At 67.7% G+C, this 11166-nt stretch carries 13 protein-coding genes; 11 read left to right on the forward strand and 2 right to left on the reverse strand.

Annotated features, from left to right (window positions below; translation table 11 throughout):
• The first annotated feature begins 12 nt into the window (after positions 1–12).
• The 6 genes from ACIQF0_RS42520 to ACIQF0_RS42545 all read left to right on the forward strand — a co-directional run bounded on the left by ACIQF0_RS42520 (position 13) and on the right by ACIQF0_RS42545 (position 4648).
• A complete protein-coding gene (locus ACIQF0_RS42520; protein ID WP_401039783.1) occupies positions 13–1275 on the forward strand; it encodes an MFS transporter in 1263 nt (420 codons plus the stop codon).
• A gap of 9 nt (positions 1276–1284) precedes the next feature.
• Positions 1285–1479 (forward strand): DUF3046 domain-containing protein, encoded by a 195-nt coding sequence (locus ACIQF0_RS42525; protein WP_360043196.1) that lies wholly within the window; start codon positions 1285–1287, stop codon positions 1477–1479.
• 147 nt (positions 1480–1626) lie between these two features.
• Positions 1627–2673, forward strand: coding sequence for a recombinase RecA (gene recA, locus ACIQF0_RS42530; RefSeq protein WP_090073224.1), 1047 nt, complete (start codon positions 1627–1629; stop codon positions 2671–2673).
• Positions 2674–2684: 11 nt separating this feature from the next.
• On the forward strand, positions 2685–3194 hold the full coding sequence (locus tag ACIQF0_RS42535) for a regulatory protein RecX (RefSeq protein ID WP_360043199.1): 510 nt from the start codon (positions 2685–2687) through the stop codon (positions 3192–3194).
• A gap of 87 nt (positions 3195–3281) precedes the next feature.
• Entirely contained in the window at positions 3282–3737 is a 456-nt protein-coding gene (locus ACIQF0_RS42540; protein ID WP_360043202.1) for a MarR family transcriptional regulator, read from the forward strand.
• A gap of 110 nt (positions 3738–3847) precedes the next feature.
• On the forward strand, positions 3848–4648 hold the full coding sequence (locus ACIQF0_RS42545) for an alpha/beta fold hydrolase (RefSeq protein WP_401039787.1): 801 nt from the start codon (positions 3848–3850) through the stop codon (positions 4646–4648).
• 58 nt (positions 4649–4706) lie between these two features.
• On the opposite strand, the gene ACIQF0_RS42550 is transcribed toward ACIQF0_RS42545, so the two are convergent.
• Complete coding sequence (locus tag ACIQF0_RS42550; RefSeq protein WP_360043208.1) at positions 4707–5507, reverse strand: serine protease; 801 nt, start codon at positions 5505–5507, stop codon at positions 4707–4709.
• Between the two features lie 186 nt (positions 5508–5693).
• Between ACIQF0_RS42550 and ACIQF0_RS42555 the strand changes: the two genes are divergently transcribed.
• From ACIQF0_RS42555 to ACIQF0_RS42565, 3 genes are read left to right on the forward strand one after another with little or no spacing between them, the layout of a single operon-like run.
• The gene (locus tag ACIQF0_RS42555) at positions 5694–6455 is read left to right on the forward strand and encodes a hypothetical protein (protein ID WP_401039790.1); all 762 of its coding nucleotides are present in this window, start codon (positions 5694–5696) and stop codon (positions 6453–6455) included.
• 42 nt (positions 6456–6497) lie between these two features.
• Positions 6498–7265 carry an RNA ligase family protein gene (locus ACIQF0_RS42560; protein WP_401039793.1) on the forward strand — a complete coding sequence of 256 codons (768 nt, stop codon included), beginning with the start codon at positions 6498–6500 and terminating at the stop codon, positions 7263–7265.
• Positions 7258–8391, forward strand: a complete 1134-nt coding sequence (locus ACIQF0_RS42565; protein WP_401039795.1) for an AAA family ATPase — start codon at positions 7258–7260, stop codon at positions 8389–8391. Before ACIQF0_RS42560 ends, ACIQF0_RS42565 begins: the two co-directional genes overlap by 8 nt.
• 259 nt (positions 8392–8650) lie before the next feature.
• Here ACIQF0_RS42565 and ACIQF0_RS42570 read toward each other — a convergent pair whose 3' ends face one another.
• On the reverse strand, positions 8651–9880 hold the full coding sequence (locus tag ACIQF0_RS42570; protein WP_401039798.1) for a DUF4142 domain-containing protein: 1230 nt from the start codon (positions 9878–9880) through the stop codon (positions 8651–8653).
• Between the two features lie 260 nt (positions 9881–10140).
• Here ACIQF0_RS42570 and ACIQF0_RS42575 point away from each other — a divergent pair, with 260 nt between their 5' ends.
• Positions 10141–10668: a sigma-70 family RNA polymerase sigma factor gene (locus tag ACIQF0_RS42575; protein ID WP_093599776.1), complete on the forward strand. Its 528-nt coding sequence runs from the start codon at positions 10141–10143 to the stop codon at positions 10666–10668.
• A 2-nt stretch (positions 10669–10670) separates the two neighbouring features.
• A complete protein-coding gene (locus ACIQF0_RS42580; RefSeq protein WP_401039800.1) occupies positions 10671–11111 on the forward strand; it encodes a zf-HC2 domain-containing protein in 441 nt (146 codons plus the stop codon).
• Positions 11112–11166: the final 55 nt, after the last annotated feature.

Consider the following 11166-nt stretch of genomic DNA (forward strand, 5'->3'; position numbering starts at 1 on the left):
ACGATCGTGATCATGGTGACCGTCGCGCCGCAGGTCGAACGCGTGCAGCGCAAGGTCGTCCGCGTGCTGACCGGCACCCAGATCCTGGGGTCGGCGGCGGTGACGATCGGCCTCGCGTTCAGCACTCTGATCGCCGCGTCGTTGTCCGGGTCCGAGGCCGTCGGCGGGCTCGCGCAGACCGCGGCCGTCGCCGGTGCCGCGGTGCTCGCCCTGCCCGGTGCCCGGCTCGCGCAACGCAGCGGGCGGCGTCCCGCGCTCATCCTCGGCTACGGCATGGGCGGGCTCGGCGCGTTGATCGCCGCCGTAGCCGTCGGTTTCGGCCTGTGGCAGGTGCTGCTGGTGGGTCTCCTCCTGTTCGGAGGGGCGTCCAGCGCGAACTACGCGGCTCGTTATGCCGCAACGGATCTGGCGCATCCGCAACGCCGTGCGCGCGAACTCTCCCGTGTCGTGTGGGCGGCCATGATCGGCGCGATCATCGGCCCGAACCTCGCCGACCCCGCCGGACGAGCGGCTGCCTCCCTGGGCCTGCCCGCCGGCGTGGGGCCGTTCCTGCTGGCGGCCGTCGTGCTCGGCGCCGCGGTGCTGGTGATCCAGTTCGGGCTGCGACCGGACCCGCTGGTCGTCGTGAAGAGCACACGACCGGTTGAATCTCCGGACTGCTGCGCCGGTGGCGCCAGTGGCGAGAGCCCTCGCGGCCTCAAGGTCTGGGCGACGCTCGGCCCGATGGCCCGGCTCGCACTCGTCGGTGTGACGTTGTGCCACACCGCGATGGTCGGGCTGATGTCGATGACTCCGGTGCACATGAACCACGCCGGGTCGTCGTTGCGCGTGGTCGGCATCGTGATCAGCCTGCACGTCGCCGCGATGTACGCCGCGAGCCCGTTGTTCGGGTGGATGGCGGACCGGCTGGGCCGCGTACCGGTGCTCGCGATCGGCGCGTCGCTGGTGGTGGCGGCGTCCGGGGTCGCGGGAATGGCGCCCTCGCACGACGCCCCGCAGCTCGCCGCGGGACTGGCGCTGCTCGGGTTCGGCTGGTCGGCCGGGATGGTGGCGGGATCCGCGTTGCTGACCGAGTCCGTGCGGGTCGAGGACAGGCCCGCCGCGCAGGGACTCTCCGATCTGGTGATGAACGTCGGCGCCGCCGTCGGGGGAGCGGTGTCCGGCGTCGTCGTGACGGCGTGGTCGTACGCGGCGCTCGGGCTGATCGTCGGGTTCACCGCGCTGCCGCTGCTCGTCGTGTGCCTCTTCGCATCGCTGCGCAGGCCCGTTCGTTAGGGTCTCCCGGTGCGCATCACCATGTTCCGCAAACTCATGGCGGGGGAGTTCGGCCAGGTCAGGGCCGAGATGATCGCCCGCGACCACGTGCTGTCGTCGCTCGGGGGCCGTACCGCGGACGAGGCGCTGGAGGCCGGAACCGAGGCCAAGGAAGTCTGGATCGCGGTCTGCGAAGCGTTCGATGTTCCGGAAAATCGCCGCTGAACAGGGCGTCGGGAGTGTCGCGTGTGCTCGAACACGTGTTCGGCTACAGTGGCCCCGACCCCCGGCTTCGCAGAATTGTCAGACCCCGCCAGTAGCGTCAGGTCCAACATGACGAAGCAACGGCAGACGACAAAAGGTGGACCCAAGATGGCACCCGCAGCACCCGACCGGGACAAGGCGCTCGAGCTGGCCCTGGCGCAGATCGACAAGCAGTTCGGCAAGGGCTCCGTGATGCGGCTCGGCGAAGAGGGCCGTGCCCCGATCGCCGTGATCCCGACCGGCGCGATCGCCCTGGACGTGGCGCTCGGCATCGGTGGCCTGCCGCGTGGCCGGGTCGTCGAGATCTACGGTCCGGAGTCGTCGGGTAAGACGACCGTGGCGCTGCACGCCGTGGCGAACGCGCAGAAGGCCGGTGGCATCGCGGCGTTCATCGACGCGGAGCACGCCCTCGACCCCGAGTACGCGAAGAAGCTGGGCGTCGACACCGACGCGCTGCTGGTGTCGCAGCCCGACACCGGTGAGCAGGCGCTCGAGATCGCGGACATGCTGGTCCGCTCCGGCGCGCTCGACATCCTGGTCATCGACTCGGTCGCCGCCCTCGTGCCGCGCGCCGAGATCGAGGGCGAGATGGGCGACAACCACGTCGGCCTGCAGGCCCGCCTGATGAGCCAGGCGCTGCGCAAGATCACGGGTGCGCTCAGCAACTCCAACACGACCGCGATCTTCATCAACCAGCTGCGCGAGAAGATCGGCGTGATGTTCGGCTCCCCGGAGACCACGACCGGTGGTAAGGCGCTGAAGTTCTACGCCTCCGTGCGTCTGGACGTCCGCCGCATCGAGACCCTGAAGGACGGCGGCGAGCCCGTCGGCAACCGCACCAGGGTCAAGGTCGTGAAGAACAAGGTCGCGCCGCCGTTCAAGCAGGCCGAGTTCGACATCCTCTACGGCAAGGGCATCAGCCGCGAGGGCTCGCTCATCGACATGGGCGTCGACCAGGGCATCCTGCGCAAGTCCGGCGCCTGGTACACCTACGAGGGCGACCAGCTGGGGCAGGGCAAGGAGAACGCCCGCAAGTTCCTGCTGGACAACCCGGACATCGCCAACGAGGTCGAGAAGCGCATCAAGGACAAGCTCGGCATCGGCGCCACCCTCGACGCCGACGAGACGGTTCCCGTCGCGCCGGTCGAGTTCTGAGGTCGTGAGGGTTGGACGAGGCTGAGGAGCAGCGCAAGGCGCGGGACATCTGCTACGCGCTGCTCACCGCTCGGGCCCGCTCCCGGCAGGAGCTGTACGACGCCCTGCTGCGCAAGGAGATCAGCCCCGGTGTCGCCGAGATCGTCCTCGGCAAGTTCGACCGCGCCGGCCTGATCGACGACGCGCAGTTCGCCGAGATGTGGGTGCGTTCCCGGCACACGTACAACGGCCTGGGCCGTCGTGCCCTGGCCATGGAACTGCGTCGCAAGGGCGTGGCGGACGAGGTGGTGGCCGAGGCCGTCGCCGCGGTCGACAGCGAGGCCGAGGAAGAGCGTGCCCGCGAACTGGTCCGCAAACGCCTGCGCACCATGTCCGGCGTGGACGAGACGGCGAAGATCCGCCGGCTCGTGGGTGCGTTGGCGCGCAAGGGTTACGCGGAAGGCCTCGCCTATCGCGTGGTGCGTGATGAGCTGCGTACCGCGGGGGCGGAGGCCTCGGCACTGGACGAGCCCTGGTCGTAGGCCAGGGCGGGTCCCGTCCGCGTGTCCGTTGGCGTGCCGTAACCGATCACGCCGCTGCGGTGGTGGGTGCCGAGTAGCCTGAAAAGCGTGAGCACTACTCCCGACGCGCCGTCCGCCGTGACCCCCACGGTCTCCGACCTGCTCTGCTTCGACCTCTACACGACGTCGCGAGCGGTCACCGGCTTCTACCGCCCGATCCTCGACAAGGCGGGCATCACCTACCCGCAGTTCCTGGTGATGCTGCTGCTGTGGGAGCGGGACTCGAGGCCGATCCGGGAGCTCGTGCAGGAACTGGACCTGGAGTACAGCACGCTCTCGCCGTTGATCAAGCGGTTGGAGAAGAGCGGCCTGCTGGTGCGCGTCACGCACCCCGACGATGAGCGCTCGGTGCTCGTCCAGCTCACGGACAAGGGCCGTGACCTGCGGTGGATCGGCGCCGAGATGTTCAACCAGCTCGGCAAGGCGCTCGGCATGACCCTCGAGGAGATCACCGTTCTCCGCAAGGCGCTGAACCGCGTCAGGCACGGCGCCGAGCGCCAGTGAGCTGAAACACATCGCGTGCGAGGTAACTCGTCGGGTAACTTACATCGTGCACGACCTAATCGAGCGCGATGCACCACCGCCACGGTGCCCGACGAGAGAGTGAGAGACCAATGCGAGTTCGCAAGGTGTTCGCGGTTCTGGGGACGCTGCTGGCGCTGGCCGCCGTTGTTCCGTCCGGTGCCGGTGCCGCGGAGCAGACCGAGAAGCAGGGCACCAAGAAGCCGACCGTCGTGCTCGTGCACGGTGCGTTCGCCGACGCGTCCAGCTGGAACGGCGTCGTGGAGCGCCTGCAGCGCAAGGGATTCCCGGTCGTCGCGGTCGCGAACCCGCTCAGGTCCGTCACCGGTGACGCGAACTACCTGCGCAAGGTGCTCGCCTCGATCGACGGCCCGATCGTCCTCGCCGGACACTCCTACGGCGGCATGGTCCAGTCGCAGGCCGCGCTCGGGAACCCGAACGTGAAGTCGCTCGTCTACGTCGCGGCGTTCGCACCGGAGAAGGGCGAGAGCGCCCTCGAACTGTCGAACAAGTTCCCGGGCAGCACCCTCGGCGACACGCTGTCGGCCATCGACATCGGTGACGGCAGCAAGGACCTGACGATCCAGCAGGACAAGTACTGGCAGCAGTTCGCGGCCGACGTGTCCCGCAAGGACGCGACGCTGGCGGCGGCGACGCAGCGGCCGATCAACGACACCGCGCTGACCGAGAAGGCCGGCGACCCCGCGTGGCACACCATCCCGTCGTACTTCGTGGTGGCGGGCAAGGACAAGAACATCCCGATCGCCGCGCAGAAGTGGATGGCCGAGCGCGCTCACGCCCGTGCGGTCGTCGAGGTCCGGGGCGCCTCGCACTCGGTGGCGGTGTCGCAGCCGGACACCGTGGCCGACCTGATCGCACGCGCCGCGAAGTAGTGCCGAACGTGGAGAAGCCGGGACGCGGGCAGGGGCGTCCCGGCTTCTCCACGTTTCCTCAGGGCTTCGCGACCGTGCAGCCGGGCAGCGCCAGGTTCAGCGTCGTGCCGGGGCCGAAACAGGAAACGAAGTCGAAGGTCTGCTGGCCGTAGTTGATGCCCTTGCGGACGGTGATCTGCCCGCCGGCGTCGACCTCGCACGGGTTGTTCATCGTGCAGCGGCCACCGCTCTCGTTGCCGGTGTTGTTGACGCCGACGACCTTGCCGCTCGCGTTGTCGATGATCGGCGAACCCGAGGTACCACCGATGGTGTTGCACGACGACGTGTAGCGCAGCGAGTCACGCCAGGTCCAGTCGGCTTCCCTGATCTGGTGGACGAAGCCGTCGATCTGGCAGGAGTAGATCCTCTTCCAGTAACCGGAGACGACCCGGATGTCCGTCTTCGCCACGGGGTGCGAGGCCGACAGTTCCAGCGCGCGGCTGCCGTACTGCTGCTGGATCTGTCCGTAGGTCGTGTTGAGCTGGTATAGCGCCGCGTCCGTGCCGGTCATCGTCGCGTAGACGAGCTTGGTGCCCGTCAGGGTCGCGATCTTCGACCCGGCCCCGTTGAGCAGGCTGAAGCTGCGCGACACAGTCCGGCCGACGATCACCTGGCCGGGTTTCATGAGTTCGACGCAGTGCCCGTTCGTGAGAACGAGCGCCTTGTCCGCGGGGCCTGAGTCCGGCAGGCGGACCAGCGAGCCGGAGCAGTTGTTGAGCGCCACGATGCCGGTGAAATCGACGGCGGCCTGTGCGGGGGCCGTCATCACTCCGAGTGCGGCGATCGTCGCGAGCAGGGTTCCGACGAGTCGTCGTGCCATGTGCAGGGTTCCTTTCGGGATGGCATCCAGCACCAAGCCTGTACGGATCGTAGCCGTCCCGCTACCAACGGAAGTCGGTCGACCAGCCGTCGGCAACTCGATCGAGTGACACTGCGGTGATCGGGCTAACGGGTAAAGCGGACCAATCGACGTCGTGGTCACACACCGCAACCGCCAGGAGCCGTGATGACCTATCCGACGCCCGCCTACGCCCCGCCTCCTGCCGCACCGCCGAAGCCCACGAGATTCGGTGCGCTCGCCTGGACCGCGGTGATCCTCGGAATCGTCGGCATCGTCAGCTCGTGGGTCATCTTCTTCAACAACCTCACCGCGGTCGCCGCGTTCGTCGGGATCGTGCTCGGCGTCATCGCGTTGTTCGGCACCCGCAAGGTGCTCGCGGCGGTCGGTGTCGTCCTTTGTGTCCTGGCGATCGTGCTGACCGTGGTGGCGCAGCAGGCCGCGGTCAAGGAGCTCGACAAGATCTTCAACGGTGAGGTCAACCAGGGGCAGGTCGGCGCGCCCGGTGAGACCGCCAAACAGGACGCGATCGCCGAGAGCCCCACCTGGGGCAAGCGGTACTCGTGGGCGAACGGCCTCTCCGTCGACGTCGCCGCTCCGGTCGCGTGCACGCCCGGCCAGTACGCGTCGCCTTCGAACATCGCCCGCGCGGTGAAGTTCGAGATCACCATCACCAACGGGACGAGCGCCGCGTTCGAGACCGCGCTGATGTCGGTCGGCACCGACGCGCAGTTCAACGGGCAGAAGGCCGACATGGTGTTCGACAGCAGCGGCGGCTGCGACAGCACGTTCGACTCGGCGACCGTGCTGCCGGGCAAGACCTACACCTTCCACGTCGCGTACTCGGTCGGCGCGCAGCCCGGTGAGATGCAGCTCGTGTTCGAGCCGACCTTCAACGCGGACAAGGCGGCGTTCGTCGGCCAGGCGTAAACCGTTCGCTCGCGGGCGCGCGAACGGGATACAAATCGGGGCATGTTGCGCAAGTACCCGCGAACGCCCCACCTCGAGGGCTCGCGCCTGCAACCGGGCGACGAGGACCTCGACCAGGTGCCGTTCCGCGCGATCGCGGGGCGGCACCTGGTCGTCGAGGAGAAGCTCGACGGTGCCAACGCGGGCATCAGCTTCGACTCCGGCGGTGTGCTGAAACTCCAGTCACGCGGCCATTTCCTGATGGGCGGGCCGCGGGAACGGCAGTTCGCGCCGTTGAAGGCGTGGGCCGCGACGCACCAGGGCGTGCTGTGGGAGAGGCTCGGCACGCGGTACGTGCTCTACGGGGAATGGTTGTACGCCAAGCACACCGTGTTCTACGACGCGCTGCCGCACCACTTCTGCGAGTTCGACCTGCTCGACCGCACTTCCGGGGAGTTCCTGTCCACACCGGAACGTCGCCGCGTGCTCGCGGGCACGCCGGTGGTGTCCGTGCCGGTGCTGCACGAGGGGCCGTTGCGTCGGTTGAAGGACCTGACCGCGTTGATCGGCCCGTCGCTGTGCCGCACTCCGGGGTGGCGTGCCGCGCTGGTGGAGGCGGCACGGGCGGCGGGGCAGGACCCGGAAGTCGTTGTCGCGGAGACGGATTCGGACGACGACATGGAAGGCCTCTACATCAAGGTGGAGGAGGACGGGCGCACGGTCGAGCGCTACAAGTGGGTGCGGCCGACGTTCGTCACCGCCGTGCTGGACTCGGGCAGCCACTGGCAGGACCGCCCGATCCTGCCGAACCGGGTGGTGGCCCGTGTTTGAGCAACTCTGCCCCGCCGGTCCGCAATGGACTCTCGACTGGGACGCCGTGCGCTCGGCGTTCCCGTGGGTGCGTGCGCTCGAAGGCGTGCCGCAGGACCCGGTGCACCACGCCGAAGGCGACGTCGCCACGCACACCCGGATGGCCTGCGAGGCCCTGGTGTCGCTGCCCGAATGGCGAGCGCGTCCTTTGGCGGATCGCGTGCGGTTGTTCGCGACGGTGCTGCTGCACGACGCCGCGAAGCCGTTCCGCACGCAGATCGCAGACGGCCGCATCACCGCGCACGGACACTCGCGCGCTGGAGATCTGCTGGCGCGCAAGCTGCTGTGGGAGATGGGATGCCCGATCGCCTGGCGCGAGCACGTCGCCGCGCTGGTGCGGCACCACCAGGTGCCGTTCTGGGCACTGGAACGCCCCGACCTCGACCGGATCGCGTTCCGGGTGAGCCTGCTCGCGCGCAACGACGACCTCGCGACGCTCGCCCGCGCCGACATCCTCGGCCGGATCTGCGGCGACGCCGGCTCGGTGCTGGACAACATCGCGCTGTTCGAGGAGTACTGCCGCGAACGCGACTGCCTCGACCGGCCGCGCGCCTTCCCGTCCGACCACGCCCGCTTCCAGTACTTCCGCACGCCCGGCCGCGACCCGGACTACGCCGCCTATGACGACACGCGGGTCGAGGTGACCGTGCTGTCCGGCCTGCCAGGCGTCGGCAAGGACCACTGGATCGCCCAGCACCGGCCGGGCTGGCGTGTGGTGAGCCTCGACGCGGTGCGCTCCCGGCTCGGAATCGCGCCCGACGGCGACCAACGGACCGTGGCCGCCGCCGCGTTCGAGGAAGCCCGCGTGCTGCTGCGCGCAGGGGAGCGGTTCGTCTGGAACGCGACCAACATCTCTCAGCAACTGCGCGAGCGTTGCATCGGACTCGCCGCCGACTACCACGCCCGGATCACACTGGTCGGGCTCGAAGCGCCGAAGAACGTGATCCACGCCCGCAACAGCGCCCGTCCGGAACCGGTCCCGGCCGCTGTGATCGACCGGCTCGCCGGCAAGTGGGAGGCGGTCGACCCCACCGAGGCGCACACCGTCGAACTGGTGGACACGGCACAACCCTCGACACGTAAGTAAGCCGCCGCGGGCAGCTCTCCAAGATCCATATATCGGTTCGCCCAGGTCCGGCGCTGCGCGGCCTGTTGGCCTTTCACCCTGATTATGTCAACCCGTCACCCCTGCTGACCTGCCCCTTAGCAACGACTCTTTGGACTTCGTCGTCAAAAGACTCGTTGCAAAGGGGTAGATGAGGTGCGCCCGGCGGGCTGCGGAGGCCCGCCGGGCGCTGATACATCGGTTGGCGAGGGCGACAGCCGATATATCGGTGGGCAAGCGGTCAGCGGCGGTGTTCGCCGTGGTGGCCGATGGCTCGGACGAGCCAGAGGGTGCCGGCCGCGGCGACGACGAGCACGGCGATGCCGGTGAGGAAGCCGACGCTCGTGGACGAGTCGTCGGGCTGGGGCGGTGGGCTGCTGTTGGACTTCTGCTGGGCGATGGGCGGGACGTTCGTCATCTGCAGCGAGTTCGCCTTCACCAGGCCGGTGCCCTCCAGCAGGAGCATGTGCTTGAGCAGAAGGGTCAGGGCGGTCTGCGCGGCGATGCGCGCGGGGACGTTCTTGGTCGTCGCGCGGGCGTGGGCGACCTGGGTGATGAGCGAGCCGTCGGCGGCGCGGGACAGGTTCGCGTACATGCGGTCGAGTTCGTCGCCCGAGCTGGACGAGATGGCGTTCGCCCACGACTTCTGTTCCGTCGTCGGTTCGGCGGGGAGGTCCACGCCGATCTGCCGTGCGGCCTCGGTGACCGCCTGGGCGAGCTGGGTGTGCTCGGAGGCGAGCTGGCCCGCGACCTTGCGGACCTTCGCGTCGCGGGCGCGGTCGGAGCTCTCGCGGCTCACCGGTTTCTGCCAAAGCGAATGCTGGGTGAGCATCACGAGCAATTCCCGGTCCGACGGTTCCACGTTCTGGCCGATGACGCGGACCGCGTTCACCTGAGCCTTGGCCGTCACCAATTCGAGCGCCGACGGGTCGACCCTGCCGGTGTTCTCCAGGACCGTCATTGTACGAATCAGCATTTGCACCGTCTGGTGGGCGAGCGTGCGAATTGTGGTGTTCTGCGTTGTTGCCCGCGTTTGCACGGCCATGACGAGAAGGCCGCCCTGGGTCTGCCGGACGATCGTCGCGTAGGCGCGGTCGTGGTTGTCCCCGGTGCGTTGCGCCATCTCGTCGATGAGCGCCTGGTGCTCACTGCTGACGTCGTTCGGCAGGACGACGCCGAGTCCTTCGGCGGATTTCAGGAGATCGATGTCCAGTCGTGAATGCCCTTCGAAGATGTCCCGCCCGGCGTTGCTTATCCCTGAATTCGTGGTGCGTGCCGGAGCTTCTTTGCTCACCGGTATCAACCAAGAGTTTGCTTGGCGCAGAGATACCATGAATGAGCGGTCCGATGGCTGTACTTCTGTCGATTGCGCATTTGCCGGGACGGCTCCGATGAAAGCCCCCAGAAATACGACAGACAGGATGGTAAACAGCGCTGCGTGCTGTCCCAGCGTGCCCAACCGGTGACGCATAGTGCCCGTTCCCTCCCGCGATCGAGCTGCCTTCAAAGGTGATACGCGCAGGTGGGGTCCAAGTTCACGACACGTGCGCAGATGTCGATGTGACGTGCATCACATCACAAATTGCGAACCATTTGGACTGAATTTACGTACCCGAGAGGATTTCGCGTTCGCGATGTAGGATCCGGTGGATTCCATGCTCGGCCACCGAGTCGCTAGGTCTGCCGCCCGAAGCGAACCCGTCGCCGATATCTGGGGAGGTCGTCAGCTTCATGGGTGATCAGGGCAAGGTCGCACAAGCCCACCAGGACGAAGAATTGCTCACGCTGCTCTACGGGCAGTTTCAGCGGATGCTGTTCTCGCAGGTCCTGTGCCTGACCAACTACGACCGCCAGTGGACGGAAGATGTTGTTCAGGAGACGTTGATCAGGGCTTGGCAGAACTCCGCACATCTCGTTCGTGAACCGGGGATGTTGCGCGGTTGGCTTTGTACTGTGGCTCGTCGCATTGTGATCGACGGATGGCGAAGCCGACAGGCGCGCCCGCAGGAAGTGGAATTGTTGCGTCCGGACATCGCCGAATCTCCGGACGACACCGAACAGACACTTTCGGTGATGGTCATTACCGATGTAGTACGCCAATTGAGTGAAGAACATCGTTCAGCCATCTACGAAACGTATGTCATGGGGCGAACGGTGAAGGAGGCCGCGATCGTTCTGGGAGTCCCGGAAGGAACCGTCAAGTCCCGGTTGTACAAGGCGATGCACACGATCCGCCGGGCGCTGCAGGACAGGAGCTAGTGATGGTGACCCGTCAACCACATCACGAGCACGTGGGAGCAGGAGCAGGACAAGACCAAGACGACGAAAACCGCACGAGCCCGGAAGGGCCGTGCGGTGATGTCGCGGCGTACGCGTTAGGCGTGCTCGACCCGGCCGAGCACGTGAGGTTCTCCCGGCACCTAGCCGGGTGCGAAGACTGCCGGCGCGACGTGGCCGACTTCGGCATGTTCGCGCCGGCGCTGCGGCCGGTGCTGCGGGAGTGTCCGCCCGGCGGGCGCCAGCCGTGCCCCATCGCCCGCAGCATCCTGCTGGTGGCGGCGGGCGTCGTGGTGGCCATCGCCGCGGTGTTGTCCGTCGTGGAGTCGCTGTCCTCGCAGGCCGAGAACCCGATCGAGGTCAGCAGTCTCGTTCGCGCGCAGTCCGCGCACGCCGAGCCGTTTGGGCTGCTCGGTCGCGTGTAACTCTCGCGGTGGCACGGTCAGGGGAGCAGCGAACAAGCAGGCGAGGCGGAGCCAT

This window comes from Lentzea sp. NPDC092896 (assembly GCF_044754905.1).
In the GTDB taxonomy this organism is placed as follows: domain Bacteria; phylum Actinomycetota; class Actinomycetes; order Mycobacteriales; family Pseudonocardiaceae; genus Lentzea.

Bases quoted from the DNA above. Each gene is read 5' to 3' on its own strand.
- ACIQF0_RS42580 (WP_401039800.1), top strand. From the start codon at position 10,671: ATGGTGACCCGTCAACCACATCACGAGCACGTGGGAGCAGGAGCAGGA.
- recA (WP_090073224.1), top strand. From the start codon at position 1,627: ATGGCACCCGCAGCACCCGACCGGGACAAGGCGCTCGAGCTGGCCCTG.
- ACIQF0_RS42570 (WP_401039798.1), bottom strand. From the start codon at position 9,880: ATGCGTCACCGGTTGGGCACGCTGGGACAGCACGCAGCGCTGTTTACC.
- ACIQF0_RS42520 (WP_401039783.1), top strand. From the start codon at position 13: ATGGTGACCGTCGCGCCGCAGGTCGAACGCGTGCAGCGCAAGGTCGTC.
- ACIQF0_RS42560 (WP_401039793.1), top strand. From the start codon at position 6,498: ATGTTGCGCAAGTACCCGCGAACGCCCCACCTCGAGGGCTCGCGCCTG.
- ACIQF0_RS42545 (WP_401039787.1), top strand. From the start codon at position 3,848: ATGCGAGTTCGCAAGGTGTTCGCGGTTCTGGGGACGCTGCTGGCGCTG.
- ACIQF0_RS42555 (WP_401039790.1), top strand. From the start codon at position 5,694: ATGACCTATCCGACGCCCGCCTACGCCCCGCCTCCTGCCGCACCGCCG.
- ACIQF0_RS42550 (WP_360043208.1), bottom strand. From the start codon at position 5,507: ATGGCACGACGACTCGTCGGAACCCTGCTCGCGACGATCGCCGCACTC.
- ACIQF0_RS42575 (WP_093599776.1), top strand. From the start codon at position 10,141: ATGGGTGATCAGGGCAAGGTCGCACAAGCCCACCAGGACGAAGAATTG.